The organism is Acinetobacter sp. TW_SC_4, assembly GCF_054861205.1.
Genome location: NZ_JBSLRK010000002.1, coordinates 93,255 through 110,814, shown reverse-complemented (window position 1 = coordinate 110,814; position 17,560 = coordinate 93,255). Strand labels below are relative to the sequence as shown.

Here is a 17,560-nt window from a genome sequence, read left to right as displayed (position 1 = left end):
AATGAAAGCAGCTCGTTTTTATGACCGAGGGGATATTCGGATTGAAGATATTCCTGAACCGAAAGTAGTTCCAGGCACCGTTGGAATTCAAGTTGCATGGTGCGGTATTTGCGGTACAGATTTACATGAATTCATGGAAGGCCCTATTTTTATTCCACCTTGTGGTCATCCACATCCAATTTCAGGAGAATCTGCACCTGTAACAATGGGACATGAATTTTCAGGCGTAGTTTATGCAGTTGGTGAGGGAGTAGATGATATTCAAATTGGGCAACATGTCGTAGTTGAACCCTACATTATTGCGGATGATGTACCGACTGGGCCGAATGATAAGTATCATTTATCAAAAAATATGAACTTTATTGGTTTAGGCGGGCGCGGTGGTGGTCTTTCTGAAAAAATTGCTGTTCAACGACGTTGGGTGCATCCTATTTCAAATGATATTCCCTTGGATCAAGCAGCATTAATAGAACCTTTGTCCGTTGGTCATCATGCCTATGTACGAAGTGGTGCAAAAGCTGGTGATATCGCACTGGTTGGTGGAGCAGGCCCAATAGGTTTACTCTTATCAGCCATTTTAAAGGCTAAAGGTCTCACGGTGATCATCACTGAACTGAGTGCAAAACGTAAAGAAAAAGCGATAGAAGCGGGCGTTGCAGATTATGTACTAGACCCATCACAAGTTGATGTAGTTACCGAAGTAATGAAAATTACGGAAGACCACGGTGTTGATGTTGCTTTTGAATGTAGTAGTGTTAATAAAGTCATGGATACACTGGTGGCGGCGATGAAACCAACAGGGGTAGTCGTCATTGTTTCTATTTGGAGCCATCCTGCCACGATTAATGTACATAGTGTAGTGATGAAAGAACTAGACATTCGTGGCACGATAGCTTACGTCAATGACCATCAGGAAACTATTCGTTTGGTTGAGCAAGGTAAGATTAATCTAGAACCTTTTATTACCCAACGGATTGCATTAGATGATCTTGTTTCTAAAGGCTTTGAAACATTGATTCATAATAATGAGTCTGCTGTAAAAATTATTGTTCATCCGTAGTAACGCCTAATTTCAAAGACAAATTTGAATAAGCTAGAGATAAACTCTATGTAGCTATTTAATATTTATAGCGATAGGAAATGAGTCTGTATTTACAAACTCATTCTCATAATAGTGATTGGAAAACTCTATTTTTTAAGAAGAAATTGACAACACATAATGTATAATTTAATTTATATCAATATTAATGAATTTAATACCGAAATTCGTCTATTTAACATAATCAATATTATACGAAATCAGTCTGTTAGAAACCATTTAAAGTGTCTATATTCTCACCAATAAAAATGTCTAGTTTATGATGGTTTTTACCATCATGGACTGGATATAAATTAGAGATGTTGATCACTATGTCTGACAAGGAAATTCAACGTCTTGCAGTTCTGCAAGACGTTCGAGATCATCGTATTACCCAGGTCCGTGCTGCTGAAATCCTGAATCTTTCCACTCGTCAAATTACCCGGTTATTGCAGAAACTCAATCAAGACGGTGTTTCAGGTCTGGCACATGTCAGTCGTGGTCAACCTGGCCATCATCGCCATGATGAGTTATTAAAATCAAAATGTCTTTCCATTATTTCTGAACATCTGCTGGGCTTTGGACCTATCTTGGCGCATGAGAAGCTCAGCAGCATATTTGACCTGAATATCCCGGTAGAAACGGTTCGGCGCTGGATGATGGCCAATGACCTCTGGATTCCGCGATCCAAGCGCCTTAAACGTCCATATCAGCCACGTTATAACCGGGATTGCTTCGGTGAGCTGATCCAGATTGATGGCTCATATCATGACTGGTTCGAAGGACGCGCTGCTAAGTGCTGTTTATTGGTGTATATCGATGATGCCACTGGAAAGCTGTTGCATCTACGCTTCTGTGAGGCGGAAACCACCTTCGACTATATGCTTTCAACCCGAGCCTACATTGAACAATACGGCAAACCTCTGGCCTTTTATAGCGACAAACATTCGGTATTCAGAGTTAATCAGAAATCCAGGAAAGACAGCAAAATCACGCAATTTGGGCGGATTCTGAACGAGTTAAATATTGATATTATCTTTGCCAACTCACCACAGGCTAAAGGTCGCGTAGAACGCGCGAATAGAACCCTTCAAGACCGTTTGATCAAGGAGATGCGTCTGGAAGGCATCAGTTCAATTGCCGAAGCCAATGCATGGCTACCCTGCTTCATTGAGCACTTCAATCAGAAGTTTGCCAAGTGTGCGAGAAACTTGAAGAATTTACATCGATCTTTAACGGAATCTGATGCTGAGCTGGAGGATATATTCACTTGGCAGGAACCGCGTAAGGTCACGAAGAACCTAACCATCACCTATGACAAGTGTATTTATCTGCTTGAACCGACAGAGCTGAATCATAAGCTTGTTGGGCAATACATTTCATTTCTGGAGTACCCGGATGGCACTGTGGCCCTCATGCATGAAGGACGGAAGATCAACTATAGCGTCTTCAATAAACTGGCTGGACTACAGCAGAATGAAGTGGTTGAGAATAAAAGATTAGGCTCAGTTCTGGCGCATATCCAGCAACAACATGAAGAGTTGGAGAAACAGAATAAACGTTCCCGTCTCAAGAAAAGTATGCCGAGTCGTAAAGCTCAGAAAGCTGTTATTGAACAAAGAAAGTTAAATCCTGTGCTTGACTCTTGTGGTTAAAAACAGGACATTTCAAATGGTTTATCACATAGACATTTTAATTGGTGAATAACAGGTGCATTTCATATAACAACCATTATGTTAAATGGATGGTGAATTGGTGGAAAATTCCAGTTTTTAAAATTGCGAATAAGAAATTTTATGTTAAATAAAAGCTAAGAATTTATTTAAAAGAGTCCAGCATTTGAAAGGAATTCTGAAAAAAATATATTTAATTATTTACTAAGCTTTTGATAAATAAATATATTTTTTTTATAAAACTATTTTTGGTCTACTGGTGATATATTCCAAGCCATTAGAAGTCGCCATATATTTGCGTCAATCTCTTGAACGTTATCAAAATGCTTTTGATCTACAATCCAATTAACTTTTACTCCTCCAAGAATAAACTCTTGAGAGCGCACGAATAATTGAAAATTATGGTCTGGTGAGACATAAAACTGAAACCCTGAACTCAAAGCATTCATTGAATGCCCGAAACACATTTTTCCTTTTGAACCATTATTAAACTGATAACAATCCACACCATTTTGAGTTTGCTTTGAGTCAATATTTAAGTTTTTCATTATTTCTGAATCAAAAAATTGCTTTGTATTCCTTTCTGTAGAGCCTCCTAATGTACTTACAAATACTTTGACTTGATCATAATGATCTAAAGTATAATTCCCATGAATACTGTTGTCCGTTGCCTGTACAGTTGAACCATTTAATATCAAATTAAATTCAAGGCCTCCCCCCATATCTATCATTGTCCAAGGCGTTTCTTTTGCTTCCGACTCGCTCAACGATGGATACTTTTTAGGTTGATAGTCAATAGGGAATTGACCAAGATAATGCTCAAGGTGCGGTCGATAAAACTCTCGCTCACACTTCGTACAATGTGTGTCAGGTATATGTTTTCGTCTTTGTCCAAGCTCAGCTTTGATGATGAGCTGATCTGTAAATTTCCATGTCACAATCTCTCCTTCTTTCGGGATATGTACTTTTTCTTTTGGCATACAACCTCCTAAAAGCACCATAGCCATTAGCACCATTCCTTTTTGAAAATAATTCATTACAAACTCTTAATATTTATAAAATATATAATTTAAAAACAGTTAATGACTTAGCTTTTAGCAAAGCTAAAATTAACATAGTACTAATTCCCCCAAATCATTTAAATAATAAAAAACCCCGGCATCCTGCCGGGGTTTTTCGTATTGGTTCGCTCGGTATAACTCCTGTCGTACCTTACTTTCCTTGTGCCTATCTCTTGTTATTCTTCTCTGGAACTTCCTGTTCTCCATGTCTTCATCATAGGAAATTGAAGCCAGGTCGTATAGGCGAAAAGGACCGGAATTGCTGTGAGCATATACGTACAAGAGTGGCTAAAAACTGCTCCAGCTTTTACCAAACTAGAAGAGTCATTCCTTAGTCATGACTAATATTTCGCATAACCGCCATTATGTTAAATCGCATATAAAAAAATTTGACATAAATTAAATTTTATACAATTATATTGCACACAATATATTATTTAAAGGTAATTAAAATGAGTAATCTTTATTCTACCCAAGTTAAAGCAATCGGTGGACGTTCAGGGAATATTCGTAGTGAAGATGGTATCTTAGAACTAAAATTAGCTTTGCCAAAAGAATTAGGTGGTCGAGGTGATGCAACGAATCCTGAGCAATTATTTGCAGCTGGCTATGCTGCATGCTTTGGAAATGCCGTGATCCATGTAACTCGTAGCAATAAAGAACATAAAATCCGTGATAACGATGTAGAAGTCCTGAGTACTGTTGGCATGGTTGCTAATGGCAATGGTGGATTTTCCTTAACAGTACACTTAGATGTCACTCTTTCAGGTATTTCACAAGCTGATGCAGAGAAGATCGTGGAACAAACGCATCAAGTATGTCCTTATTCCAACGCTATTCGAGGTAATATACAGGTATCGACCACTGTCTATACCAAATAAAAAGCTATGTCCAAGAATCAGCTTTGCCTAGATGAGCAACTATGTTTTCCTATTTATGCTGCATCTAATTTAATCGTAAAAGCTTATCGCCCTTTTCTTACACCTCTCGGACTCACTTATCCTCAATATTTAGTGATGTTGGTTTTATGGGAAAAAGAATGTGTAAGTGTGGGTGATCTTGGACAAATTTTACACCTGGATAGTGGGACACTAACGCCCTTACTAAAAAGAATGGAAAAGTCTGAACTTATTAATCGATCACGTGATCCTAATGATGAAAGAAGAGTCCTTATTTCATTAAAAGAAAAGAGTCGAGAGCTACGAGCTGCCGCAGAAATGATTCCTAAAGAGCTGACTCAAAGTATTCAACTTGAAAATTTAAATAAACTAAAAGAAGAATTAAAGTCATTGGTTAAAGTGTTATCAGAGAAAATTTAAGAAATCTTATTATCTGGTGATATGAGTCACTATGATTCTGAAAATTAATTAATTTTTCTAAAATTAACATAATACGGATTATACGAAGCCCTGACCCTAGATCAGGGCTTTATTTATTTCTACCTTACATTTCAACAAGTATTGATTCGCCTGTAGAACAGTCTCCATTACGCCATTGCCAATTTTCAATTAACTTAATTTTTCCATTGGCTTGGATCTCAATCTCAGTATTACATTCACCTATACGTAATTCATTCATCTCATTGATGTGGTGGTATGCCATAGTGAAAGTTTTTTCAGAAGTCATGAAACCTAGTAAATGTCCATTGGTAATACTGCCACCAGAATAGGTAGCTTCTATACGCTCACCTACTTGGTAATAATTAAAAATAGTCTCGTGAGATACTTCTCCATTAGATGTATTTTTAGCATTTACAAATTTTTTATTATTTAGATTTAAGTTCATTTCTGCTCTTTAATTTCCCTAAAATTAACATAATACACGTTATATGAAGTCGAAAAAGGGAGCTTTAAGCTCCCTTTTTTACTAGTTTTTTTTAAATTGCTAAGCGTAAATTCAGTGCTTTTACCACTTTAATGACAGTATCAAAGCTTGGATTTACATCGCCAGAAAGTGCTTTATAAAGACTTTCTCGGCCTAAACCTGTGTCTCTTGATAATTGAGCCATTCCTTTAGCTTTAGCAATATTACCTAAAGCTTTTGCAATGAATGCCGCATCACCATTAGATTCATCTATACAGGCTTGTAGGTAAGCTTGCATATCTTCTTCTGTTTTAAGATGTTCAGCACTGTCCCATTTACGAAGTTTGATAGCCATTTACAGCTCCTCCTCTAAATCTTGTGCTAGTTGTAGGGCAAGTTTTATATCTTTACTTTGCGTAGACTTGTCTCCGCCTGCTAAAAGAATAACGACCCTTTGCCCTTGCTTACAGTAATAGATCCTGTAGCCAGGTCCAAAGAAGAAGCGTAATTCAGAGACACCTTCACCGACTGGCTCAGTATCTCCAAAGTTTCCATCTTCAACCCGATCAATTCGGACTTGTATACGCCTTTTTGCCTGCTGGTCTTTTAACTTAGTAAACCAGTCATCAAAGACTTCAGTGGTGTATATTGAGTACATAAGAGTAATGTATCCTATAGGATACATTTATGCAAGAAATAAACTTGAATGTATGGGGCTTATAACAGAATTTCGTATAACGCCTATTATGTTAATTTTAGAGAAACTCAATAATAAAACTATTTCTTTTTAGTTTTTATCTCACTAATTAATATTCCTAAAATGACACAAAGCCCACCAATAAGAGCTAAAAAGGGTAAACGCTCTCCTGCCAGCCTTCCGAATATTGCTGCCCAAACAGGCTCACCTGAATAGATAATAGCGGCCCTAGAAGGATCTACAGTACGTTGTGCCCAATTCATAGCAAATTGAATGAGTGTGCTGGCAAATCCCAGACTTAATGTAACTACTACGAGTTGCCATGAAATATTAGGAATTTCCGTTTCTCCTGCGAAAGGCATGATAAAAAAACAGAAAATAGACGCTACTACTAATTGGATGATAGTGACATTCTTTAAATCGACTCTACCTGCAAACTTACTGATCAAAATGATTTCAAGGGCTATTCCCAGCGCACTCAAAAGAGTAAAAATTTGTCCTAAATTAAAGTTAACGCCCCTAAAATCATTCCCTGTTAGAAGTATCAAACCAATAAAGGAAAAAAATATTCCAATCCAAATAAAGATATTTGGAAGCTTCCGATAAAAAATCCAGATTAATATTGGTACAAGAGGAATATATAGTGCTGTTAAAAATGCAGACTCACTACTTGTTATCGTCTTTAAACCTATAGTTTGAAGTCCGTATGAAAGTGCTAGTACGGCACCTATCGAAATACCCGCAATAACATCATCTTTACTTATCTTTTTTAGATACTTAAACATAAAAATAAGCAAAATCATAGCAGCAACCAGAAATCGGCAACCAACAAAGAAAATAGGAGTCGTGTAATTAAGGACATAGTGAACAGCTAAAAAGGTTCCTCCCCAAATCATAGTTATAAATACAAGTACGATCTCAGGAGGTAATCTTTCTTTTAAGACATGAATTAAGGACATTACAAAATCTAAAGTGAAATATACTGCACTATTATTGCATCCATCTTGTTTATAGTGCAATATATTGCACATTAAACTTGTGAATACTCAGAATGAACACTGTCCTTGAATTTTTAGGAAAAAATATTCGTTTTTTTCGAGAGAAAATAGAACTGACTCAACAAGAGCTTGCTGATCGTTCAGGGGTAAGCAGACGTACAATAATTGCTTTAGAAGCAGATCAAATAAATATTAGTTTGGCTAAATTAGATGCTATAGCAAATGCCCTAAATATTAGTTTTAGTACTTTAGTTAGTCCGCTAGATTCAAAAATTCAACACTCTTGTACAAATATCTTAGCTTGGAAAGGCAATCATACAGAAAGCTATGCAAATTTACTGGGTACAGTGGATAACGGTACACAGACAGAAATGTGGATATGGTCACTAGCAGCTGGCGATTCTTATATAGCTGAACCTGATCCAGAAGGCTGGAAAGAAATGCTCTATATCATCCATGGAGAGTTAACACTTGAAATTAAAGGTCAATTTAAGATTCTAGGCCCTGAAGATTCGTTTATTTTTTCCAGCTCTACTTTGTACTCATATCATAATAAAAGTGATGAACAGGTAAAATTTGTGAGAAATGTTATTCATTAGCAGATCATTCAACATAATGGTTATTATACGAAATGAAAAAGCCTAGACACTGGTCTAGGCTTTAAACTTTAAAAAATACATAAAAATCAGTGTTATAAACTCAGTTTTATAGCTTCGTATAACGCCCATTATGTTAAATGGATAGTGAATTAGTGGAAAATTCACTCTTTCCTTTAAGAAAAACTTACAGACCCTTTTTTAATTTGTATTCTGGACTGCCATCTCTTTACTAAATAAATTTATACATTGAATAAGATAGAGCTAAAAGAACAGAGGACATCCACAGAATAAAGAAATATTCTCTAAATTTATGAAAAAATAAAATATGTATAAAAAATGCTAAAGTTATGACTAGGAAAATCCAAGTCATTATTCCCACTGAAAAACCGTTATCCAGACAGTTCAGATATAAAGACAGTGCCAGAAAAATCACTGAGTATATTTTTAACAAAGGTTGAGAGTAATGAAAGCTTAAAAAAGGATACCCAAGTTTATTCATTCCACTTTGAGTGGTCATACACAGCTGCATCATTGCAACAATTGCCCACAATATTGCAGCCAGGCTCATTTGGCCACCTCACGAAGCTTTATTTTCTTGAAATAAAAACAGGCAAATATATATCCCGTGGCGATGAGCATCAATACAAGATCAACTCCTGCTACAGACCATTGCTGATGCCGCAAGGTATTAAAGAAGAATGTTTGAGGAGCCAAGACGATCGGGCTGAATACTGTCATCCATAAAATAACAGCAGTGAAGATAAAGGCCAAAACTATGGCTTTTTGCATTTTAACCAGCATCGCAATGAATACAATACCCACCCAGCTGATAAAAAATATGCCTAACTCATACTGAATCCGCTGTTCAAGACTGGCCGTTAAAATCCGGTTAGCCAAAAAATACATGGCTGTCGCAAATGGCAAGCCCAGAAAAGTGAAATAGTTAAGGTAAGCAACCACATTATAACTTAAGGTATGTTGTTGTTTAATACGTTTCTTTTGCCACAATAAAGCCCCTGCGACCAGCATGATGCAACCGACGAGACCTAAACTCGCTAGTATCCCCCTCATCCATTGACTGGCGTAATATCCTAAATGAATACCATAAGTTGCTGAGCTTATTTGAGCGACAGGATGCAGATTTCTTTCGGAATTCAGATTCTGTCCGGTATTTGCTGCAAAAATAAATTGCGGATTATTGAAAGTAATTAATTTGTTATATCCATAATTAAAAGTAATTAACGCTTCTGCAGTATTTGGGTTTTTGACTTCAATTTTTTCCAGAACAGCCCCATTACTCCCCTGCTGAGGTAATTGACGAGAAAATACGGAGAATTCTTTTAATTGAATACCTGAATCTTCTGCCGGTTTTGGAACATTGCTATATTGTATTTCACTATAAAACTTTTTTATTCCATTCTGGCCATATTGTTGATTAATACCCATAGGCATGAGCAGATAGAAGAAAATCATGACACCGGTAAAGGCCATAATCAGATAAAAAGGCAGGGTCACTACACCGGTAATATGATGTAAATCCAATAAGGTACGCTGTCCCTTGAAACTCCGGAATACAAAAAAATCTTTAATTATTTTTTTATGGGTAAATATCCCGGTGATTAATGCGATGAGAAATAGAACCCCTACAATCACCACAAGCGTTCTACCCACGACATCAGGCAAAGGATAAAGACTGTAATGTAATTTAAAAAAGAAGTCGCCCCCCAGACTTTCCCGACCCTCTGTTAAAATTAAGCCTGTATTCGGGTCTTGAAGTTTATGGTACTTACTGGCTTGGTCTTGCCATTCCAAAGTGTTAAAAGGCATTCGGGAAGTGGCAAGATTCACTCGCCATCTTTTTGCATCGGGCGCATGGGTATTTAAATAATCATAGGCAACCTGGGCCGACTCAAGGGAACTGGGAGGTGCTTTTAGATATAAAAAATTTTCTGGTTTAGACCAGAGATTGATTTCAGTTCTGAAATAGGCAATAGACCCGGTAAAAAAAATCAGGAAAACTGACCACAATACAACGATACCGAACCAGCTGTGTAAAGTTGCCTGTACCTGGCGAAATTGCATTTAATGTTCTCCCAGTTTCCTTATGATCCAATAGCCCAGCAGTAAAATATAACTAAGATAATTGATTCTCTTTTGCCATAATTTAGAGGGATTACAAGGAACTAAAACAATATAAAAAATGAGAAAAATAAAACTTAGAAGAGCGGATAAATAGATATTTTCAGCTTTTGCAAAGGGCAAATAATCCGGTAAAACCCAAGAGATCCATAGGCTATAGCCATAAGCGGCCAAGCAGATATAAAAAATTTCTTGAATAGATAACCATTCCGGTTTCTGTTTATCCATTGACCTTATCTTTCATCACATATCAGGAAATGAGGAAGTATCTGTACGGCGACAGATACTTCTTGGGTGAGTATTAATAATTAATGGTATAGCTCAGGCCAAAAGTACGACCCTCAGCAGGGATGGCCAACAGGGAGTTGCCATTGGTTACGGCTGCTTGCTGTGCAAATACATTTTTATACTGCTTGTCCCAGACATTATAGACACCAAAATCGACACGGCCTTTCGCTACAGGGAAACGGGCCAAGACATCCATAGTGGTATAGCCTTTAATCTCTGCTGCACTATTACCATCAGTTAAACCCGCGGCTTTTAATGCCTGGTCATCTTTGTAGGCTTCGTCTGTGCCTTTAATGGCTTGCATTTGCGCACGCACACCATAGCCTTCATCATTATTCCATTCAGCAAACAGAGTGCCTTTCACCGGGGAAACAGCAAAGGCATTCAGTTCATGCCAGTGATCTGCGGCATCTTTATACTGTCCCCGCGTATAACCCAAGGTACCACCGACCTTATAGTTTTCCATAAATGGGTAGCTTACAGTCGCTTCTGCTCCATAAATGCGTTGATCGGTATCTACCACATTTACTGAACGGTCAGCGTTGAACTGTACAACTTTATCGGAAGTGTTATAGAAACCCGTTAGACCCAAGTTGAGGCCGTCGTCCTGATTTAAGCGCCAACCCAATTCATAGCTATTGACCGTGATCGGTGCAATACCTGACGTCGTTAAGGTATAGGCGGCTACATCACGCAGCACCCGTTGTACATCGGGATAACTATAACCTTGTGAGAAGTTGGCATAAACTTGCTGCGAGTCTGTTAACTCATAGACTGCACCTAAATTGAACAGGAACTTGTCAGCATCGGTAGAGTCAGCCGCCATTAAAGTAATCGGATTGCGTGCAGTTAAATAACTGTCAGTGTCTGCCTGAACGTACTGATAGCGTACACCAGCCTGAACATTTAGACGATCCGTCAGTGCATAATCCCCTTGTACAAATGTGCCAATATTCTGGATTTCTGTATCCGGTCCAGAACCTTGTTTTTCACCTGTCGGGGTATAGACCAGGCCATTGTGACTTGGCGTATAGAAATCAGCCCACTGATGGTCTTTTTCCCAGTCATAGTCCAGACCATAGGTCAGCTTTAAATCTCGCTCGGCCACCTGCAGGTCAGATTGAACAGTAGAGCGAATTCCTGCATAGTCCACATTGGATTGGCTTTGCTTTACATTCACGCCATCTTTGGAATAACCATACGGTACAAAACGCGCTTTTTCATTACGGTAATACGCTTCAACATTCAAAATTTGTCCCAGGAAATCCTGGTTTTGATACTGGGTATTAAACGCATAGCGTTCTGTAAAGGGTTGTTGATCTAAACTCCACCCTTTAATGGCTTTATAAGAAGGCTGTGTCCCGGTTTGCAGATAAGAATAGTCAGGACCATATTCGGTATCCTGTTCATCATTATAGTATTGTGCACCAAAACTTAAGCTTTGCTTATCGGTTAAATTAAAGTTTAAACGACCATTCACATCAAGCGTATTGGTATCCATCGTGCTGCCCTGCCAAGGGCTTAACGAGATACGGTCACCGTTACCATCAAACTGAGAACCCCGACTGGTAAAATCTACCCCTAAAAAACCGTCCATCTTGTCATGACTAAATGAAGCGGTTTGCCCCACCTGATAAGCCAAACTGTCACGACGGAAATTATCAGCCGATGTCAGGCCTAACTTGGTCTGAAAGCTGACCGGTTTCGATTTGTCCGCACGTTTGGTAATAATATTAATAATCCCGCCCGTCGCACCTGAACCATAAATACTGGTCGCACCTGAAACCACCTCGATATGATCAATCATATTCGGACTGATGCTGTTGAGCTGACGCGCCACATCGCGCGAACCCGTCTGTGAAACTCCGTCAATCATCACCAGTACATTCCGCCCACGCATGGTCTGACCGTAATTACTGCTGGTCCCGCTGCTTGGTGCCAATGAAGGTATCAGCTGCGCTAAAACATCTGCGACTTTTCGACTCGCTCCAGCCTGTTGAGCAATTTCTTCACCCTGAATGGTCTGTACAGTTCCTGCAACTTCAGCAATCGTTTTAGGGGTACGGGTTGCTGTTATCACAATAGGAGAAAGCTTTATTGTTTGACCTGAACTTTCAGGCTCCTTTGATGCAGGACCAAACTCTTCTGCGTACAAATGTGAAGAAATAGCTACTGTAAGAAAACACAGACTAAATTGAGATAGTCGCATTTTTAAACCTTTTCACAAACATTAATAATGATGCTAATAATAGTCATTATCATTATAAATGTAAAATTTTTGTTACATTTTTACTTGTATTTTAACCTAGTATTTATTTTTTCAACTTCTGATGAATGAGAAAAAACTCTTTATTCAGATGTGTATATTTAGAGTATAGGTGAATGTAATACTGAGATTGAGATCCAAGCCAATGGGAAAATTAAGTTAGTTGAAAACTGGCAATGGCGTAATGGCGACTGTTCTACAGGCGAATCAATACTTATTGAAATCTAAGGTAGAGATAAATAAAGCCCTGATCTAGGGTCAGGGCTTCGTATAATCTGTATTATGTTAATTTTAGAGGAACTTTATAATTAAAGGATGCCAAATATGCTGTTGATCAAAAGCGTCCTGCACAGAATTTACCCCAATTATTAAAACTAAAACTGATATTAAAACTAAAACTGATCTTAGCGCGTTAAATCTGAAAATGAAACGTCAAGAGCTAATAATCTCTTTTTGCTTAAGCCAGATCGGCTAAAAATTTTAAAATTGGCTCAACGAGTAACTGGGCATCAAAAAGGATGGCATCGTGCGTGCCCTGTATTTTTACCAAATTCAGATTTTGGGTTGTTAAAAACACGGATTCTTGACTAACTTTGTAAGGAACCAACATATCATTCTCGGAAAATATAAATAGCATCTTGACTGAATGATTTTTTAAGATATCCACTAGATTTAATTGCTGCAATAGATAAAGATGCTTAACCTGATAGTTTAAATCAATACTATTTAACTGTTGGTGCAATAATTTTGCACGTTCACGCGCTGCTGCGCCAGCTAAAGTGACCAAGGTACAGAAGCGTTGCATCCCGCGTTTTGGATCAGCCAGTATGGAGGATTTAAATTGTGTATATTGTTCAACTGGCATTGCCTGTGGCCATGCTTCTTTGGCCACGAAACAGGGATTTGACATACAGCAAATCACTGGCTTGGCAATTTTCAATTGTTGCTGGATTTCATTAGCCAGCAAAAGTGCCAACTGTCCACCCAAAGACCATCCCATCAAGACATCAAAAGAACTCGCCTGCCTAACTTTTTCGGCCAAAATACTTTCCACGTTAGGATCAAAAATATCCCATACTTCAACTTGATACTGCTGCCGTAACTGTTCTACAAACGGGGTTAAGACCGCTGTTCCTAGCCCCCAACCCGTAATCATCAGTATCTTCATTTTGTCTGCTCCAATAAAAAGGGACCAATTCAAGTTGAAATGATCCCTGTTCGTTACACGATTAATTAAGCAGGTTGCATCGCATCTACAGCCAATTCTTTAGCTGTTTTCTTGGCAGCTTCAGCTTTTAAGCCTAATTTAGCAAACAAGGCTTTGTCTTTACCTTCACCACTGTTCGGGGCAGTAAGCAATTTATCACCTGAAAATAATGAGTTAGCTCCAGCCATAAATGCCAGTGCCTGATCAGAGTCAGAGAGAGATTCACGACCTGCCGACAAGCGGATATAACTCTTCGGCATAATAATCCGTGCTACCGCAATAGTACGAATCCAGTCAATCACATCCAGTTTTTCAACATCGGCCAGTGGTGTACCTTCAATAGGAACCAGCATATTTATGGGCACCGAACCCGGGTGAATCGGCATAGTCGCTAGTTCAAATAACAAACCGACTCGGTCTTGTACGCCTTCGCCCAAGCCGACAATACCGCCACTACAGACATTAATTCCGGCATTACGCACATGATCAAGCGTATTTAAGCGGTCATCAAAGCTACGTGTACTGATGACATTGGCATAATATTCACGTGAGGTATCAAGGTTGTGGTTGTAATAATCTAGCCCTGCATCTTTCAGACGTTCCGCTTGTGAGGCATTTAGCATCCCTAGGGTCATACAGGTTTCCATGCCCAATTTCTTGACTTCCTGCACCAATTCCAGCACATACGGCATATCGCGTTCATGCGGGTTACGCCATGCTGCCCCCATGCAAAAACGGGTCGAACCGGAAGCTTTGGCCTGTTTGGCTTCAGCAATCGCCTTTTGTACTTCTACGCGTTTTTCAATTTCCAGATCAGTATCATAATGTGCAGATTGCGAACAGTATTTACAATCTTCCGGACAACGGCCCGTTTTAATTGAAAGCAGAGTACTGACCTGAACAGTATTCGGTTCAAAGTTTTGGCGATGAATTTGCTGTGCCTGAAACAGTAAATCCATTAAAGGCAAGTCATAAATTTCTTGTATTTCGGCACGTGACCAATCATTACGGATCATCTTGTCTGCATCATCTAAAATTCCATTAAGTAAATCATACGCTGTTTTTTTTATTTTTCTTTAGCGTTTTCTTTCATATTCATTGCCTGCTTAAAATAGCTTTAGTTTATCAAGCTATTTTGAAAGCTTATTTAACTCGAATCCTGCTTAAGCCGATGATTCCTTAATTTGAATTGTTGGCTTATTTTGATGAGTGAGTTGATATGCACATAGTGAGGCGTAAATTCCACTCAGAAACCCATGAAGACTACGTGCTTTACTCGTTACTAAATTGTATTGCCCCTTCAATAAACTGAATAATGTTTCTATCTTATTGTGTTGTCTTAGGTGATATTCATCTGATGCACAAAGTTGAATAGCCTGCATATTCTTTCGATGATAAATAATTAAATCAATAACTTGATATTTCAATCTAGTTTTTAATTCTTGGCTGATGTAACCTAGATCCCCGTAAAGTTTTACTTCTACACCAGCAACCAATTGCTCAACCATTTTTATGTCAGCAACATGTCCATTCGATAAAGCAGAACAGGCAATTTCACCAAATTGATTCATCGCAATATGTAATTTACAGCCATAAAATCAGCCCATTGAGCTTCTACCACGTGATGCAATTTGGACTAATGATTTATGATGCTGAATACTTAGAGTTTTACAAACTGGCAGAGTTGTTGAATCAATCCATAAATATTGTGTACCTTGGCCTTTCATCAGTGTCACATGTAAAGCGTGTAGAGCTAATTCATGCATATTGATTAGATGAATCATCCTTTGATAGCAAGGCAAGTACTTAAATAAATGGCTTTTACCTTCTTTTAACCAGGTAAAAAAAGGCTTTGAAATTATTGAAATGAGAGCATTTGTACCAAATGGCAATAAAGCAGATTTCTGAAATTGTAAATTGAGCAGTTCTGATTCTTAAGGAACCACGGTTTTGTTTGAGAAACTCTCAATAAGTTGATTCAAATTTAAGAAAAATCATCAATTACGCAGAATAATTCGGTACTATTGAACATCAGAACTAGAGTTGTGAGTTTGGTGTGGTAACTCAACTGATGGCTCTAGTCCTCTTATTTTTCAAGTCAATTTCTTATCCGCGATTCGGGTTAATTAAGGATGTATAAGCTTCCTTTTTTATAGACAAATGTACAAGAAACAATACTATAACTTTACACTAGTTCTATCTACGAACCTTTGATTTATACTAGCCGGATAACATTACCGGCTTTAAATCAGTTTAGCGACTTTATGAACTTAAAAAAAAATAAAAGACAGTTTGTCTGGGGTTTAAATCTGCTTGCATCGATGATGTATGGCAGCTTTGCTCATGCACAGAGCATCAGCTTTCAGGACGCTGAACGTCAGTTGTTGCAAAATTCTTATAGCAGCCAAGCCTATCAAAGTCTGGAACAAGCTTCAAAACTTGAAGCTGAAGCAGTGAAAGGTATAGGTCTGCCACGAGTCGACCTGAATGTTCGTGCCTATGCCTTTCACAGTGAAGTCGATATTCCATTAAAGCAATTTAAAAATAATCTGGAGAATTCACTCTCTCAAGGCGTGAATGGCCGGCTTAATGAGTGGGAGGCCAGTAATGGCGTGGATCTACCTGCAGGTATTACCGATCCACTGCGTGATGGACTTAACAATACTATTCATAGCGGAGTTGGTCTGATTCCGGATACGTCTAATGTCATCCTTGAAGATCAGGTGATTCGCCCCACTGTTTCCGTGATTATGCCAATATATACTGGAGGCCTCACCCGTAGTGCCAAAGAAATTGCCAATATTCAGGTCGGTCGTAGTCAGCTCAGCAACAAACAGCAGCAAGATACGCAGCGTTTTGAACTGATTCAAAGTTATTTTAATGTGCAGCTCCAAAAGCAACTGCATGCAGCTGCGCTGTTTAATCTGAATGCCATGCAGCAGCATTATCGCAATGCCTTAAAAATGGAACAGCAAGGTTTTATCAGTAAAGGCCAGCGCATGCAATTTGAAGTGGCACGTAATAATGCCGAGCGCAGCCAGCAAAATACGCAGGCCAATTTGAATGCTGCGCTGTTCCAGCTGAATAATCTGCTTCAGGAAAGCGGCATCACCGAGCTTTCGACGCCTTTATTTGTCAATAAAACCGAGCCACAGACCTTAAATCATCTGCTGAAAACTTTTAGTCAGAACTCTGCGCTGATTCAAAAAATGCAGCTGGATACCCAATTGGCCCAAGCCAATGTCAAAGCCCAGCAAGCAGCGAAAAAACCAAATGTATTTGCTTTTGGCGAATATAGTCTGGATCAAAATGAAAACTGGATTGTCGGGGTTGCCGCACGCTATAACCTGTTTTCTGGGATCGATAAAAACAAAAATATTCAGGCTGCCGAACTCAAACGCTCTGCCACAGAATTGCTTACTGCACGCACCCAGCAGGAAATTGAAAATCTGATTTATAAATCTTATAGCGAAGCACTTAGTGCACAGCAAAGTGATGCGCTTCTGGCACAAAACTTGAAAGCCGCACAGGAAAATTTACGCATCCAAGAATTGTCTTTTAAAGAAGATACGGGCACCGCCACACAGGTCATCGATGCACAAAATATGCTGAGCGGACTACGAGCTGAAACTGCCTTGAATGCCTACAAATATGTGATGTCACTGGCTACCCTATTACAAAGCCATGGCTCGATTGCAGAATTTCCAACCTACATTCAACATGCCAACACCCACTATATTCGCTAATGGAG

At 38.7% G+C, this 17,560-nt stretch carries 16 protein-coding genes and 1 pseudogene; 6 read left to right on the top strand and 11 right to left on the bottom strand.

Features of this window, described 5'->3' with window-relative positions; all coding sequences use genetic code 11:
• The first annotated feature begins 1 nt into the window (after position 1).
• Both ACWM1W_RS16065 and ACWM1W_RS16060 read left to right on the top strand, forming a co-directional pair.
• Positions 2-1,060 (top strand): 2,3-butanediol dehydrogenase, encoded by a 1,059-nt coding sequence (locus ACWM1W_RS16065; RefSeq protein WP_125279654.1) that lies wholly within the window; start codon positions 2-4, stop codon positions 1,058-1,060.
• A gap of 338 nt (positions 1,061-1,398) precedes the next feature.
• On the top strand, positions 1,399-2,733 hold the full coding sequence (locus ACWM1W_RS16060) for an ISNCY family transposase (RefSeq protein ID WP_461603320.1): 1,335 nt from the start codon (positions 1,399-1,401) through the stop codon (positions 2,731-2,733).
• A gap of 260 nt (positions 2,734-2,993) precedes the next feature.
• Here the strand turns inward: ACWM1W_RS16060 and ACWM1W_RS16055 are convergent, their stop codons facing one another.
• Complete coding sequence (locus tag ACWM1W_RS16055; RefSeq protein ID WP_168383967.1) at positions 2,994-3,788, bottom strand: hypothetical protein; 795 nt, start codon at positions 3,786-3,788, stop codon at positions 2,994-2,996.
• 476 nt (positions 3,789-4,264) lie between these two features.
• Here ACWM1W_RS16055 and ACWM1W_RS16050 point away from each other — a divergent pair, with 476 nt between their 5' ends.
• Together ACWM1W_RS16050 and ACWM1W_RS16045 are read left to right on the top strand one after the other, a co-directional pair.
• A complete protein-coding gene (locus ACWM1W_RS16050; protein WP_005108699.1) occupies positions 4,265-4,693 on the top strand; it encodes an organic hydroperoxide resistance protein in 429 nt (142 codons plus the stop codon).
• A 6-nt stretch (positions 4,694-4,699) separates the two neighbouring features.
• Positions 4,700-5,131 (top strand): MarR family winged helix-turn-helix transcriptional regulator, encoded by a 432-nt coding sequence (locus ACWM1W_RS16045; protein WP_375726189.1) that lies wholly within the window; start codon positions 4,700-4,702, stop codon positions 5,129-5,131.
• Between the two features lie 124 nt (positions 5,132-5,255).
• Here ACWM1W_RS16045 and ACWM1W_RS16040 read toward each other — a convergent pair whose 3' ends face one another.
• The 4 genes from ACWM1W_RS16040 to ACWM1W_RS16025 form a co-directional block, all read right to left on the bottom strand.
• On the bottom strand, positions 5,256-5,597 hold the full coding sequence (locus ACWM1W_RS16040) for a hypothetical protein (protein WP_104472901.1): 342 nt from the start codon (positions 5,595-5,597) through the stop codon (positions 5,256-5,258).
• Between the two features lie 91 nt (positions 5,598-5,688).
• A complete protein-coding gene (locus tag ACWM1W_RS16035) occupies positions 5,689-5,970 on the bottom strand; it encodes an addiction module antidote protein (protein ID WP_000985610.1) in 282 nt (93 codons plus the stop codon).
• Positions 5,971-6,273, bottom strand: coding sequence for a type II toxin-antitoxin system RelE/ParE family toxin (locus ACWM1W_RS16030; protein WP_000286964.1), 303 nt, complete (start codon positions 6,271-6,273; stop codon positions 5,971-5,973).
• 119 nt (positions 6,274-6,392) lie between these two features.
• Positions 6,393-7,271, bottom strand: a complete 879-nt coding sequence (locus ACWM1W_RS16025) for a DMT family transporter (protein ID WP_375726201.1) — start codon at positions 7,269-7,271, stop codon at positions 6,393-6,395.
• Positions 7,272-7,363: 92 nt separating this feature from the next.
• Between ACWM1W_RS16025 and ACWM1W_RS16020 the strand changes: the two genes are divergently transcribed.
• Positions 7,364-7,909 carry a helix-turn-helix domain-containing protein gene (locus tag ACWM1W_RS16020; protein WP_375726190.1) on the top strand — a complete coding sequence of 182 codons (546 nt, stop codon included), beginning with the start codon at positions 7,364-7,366 and terminating at the stop codon, positions 7,907-7,909.
• 564 nt (positions 7,910-8,473) lie between these two features.
• Here the strand turns inward: ACWM1W_RS16020 and ACWM1W_RS16015 are convergent.
• From ACWM1W_RS16015 to ACWM1W_RS15990, 6 genes and pseudogenes are all read right to left on the bottom strand, one after another.
• On the bottom strand, positions 8,474-9,991 hold the full coding sequence (locus tag ACWM1W_RS16015; protein ID WP_375726192.1) for a PepSY-associated TM helix domain-containing protein: 1,518 nt from the start codon (positions 9,989-9,991) through the stop codon (positions 8,474-8,476).
• Complete coding sequence (locus ACWM1W_RS16010) at positions 9,992-10,276, bottom strand: hypothetical protein (RefSeq protein ID WP_375726193.1); 285 nt, start codon at positions 10,274-10,276, stop codon at positions 9,992-9,994.
• Between the two features lie 73 nt (positions 10,277-10,349).
• On the bottom strand, positions 10,350-12,545 hold the full coding sequence (locus ACWM1W_RS16005) for a TonB-dependent receptor (protein WP_375726194.1): 2,196 nt from the start codon (positions 12,543-12,545) through the stop codon (positions 10,350-10,352).
• Positions 12,546-13,059: 514 nt separating this feature from the next.
• Positions 13,060-13,770, bottom strand: coding sequence for an alpha/beta hydrolase family protein (locus tag ACWM1W_RS16000; RefSeq protein WP_375726195.1), 711 nt, complete (start codon positions 13,768-13,770; stop codon positions 13,060-13,062).
• Positions 13,771-13,835: 65 nt separating this feature from the next.
• Positions 13,836-14,825, bottom strand: coding sequence for a biotin synthase BioB (bioB, locus tag ACWM1W_RS15995; RefSeq protein ID WP_004812090.1), 990 nt, complete (start codon positions 14,823-14,825; stop codon positions 13,836-13,838).
• 147 nt (positions 14,826-14,972) lie between these two features.
• A pseudogene (locus ACWM1W_RS15990) lies at positions 14,973-15,841 on the bottom strand (IS982 family transposase).
• 232 nt (positions 15,842-16,073) lie between these two features.
• Between ACWM1W_RS15990 and ACWM1W_RS15985 the strand changes: the two are divergent.
• Positions 16,074-17,555 carry a TolC family protein gene (locus ACWM1W_RS15985; RefSeq protein WP_375726196.1) on the top strand — a complete coding sequence of 494 codons (1,482 nt, stop codon included), beginning with the start codon at positions 16,074-16,076 and terminating at the stop codon, positions 17,553-17,555.
• The last annotated feature ends 5 nt before the right edge of the window (positions 17,556-17,560 follow it).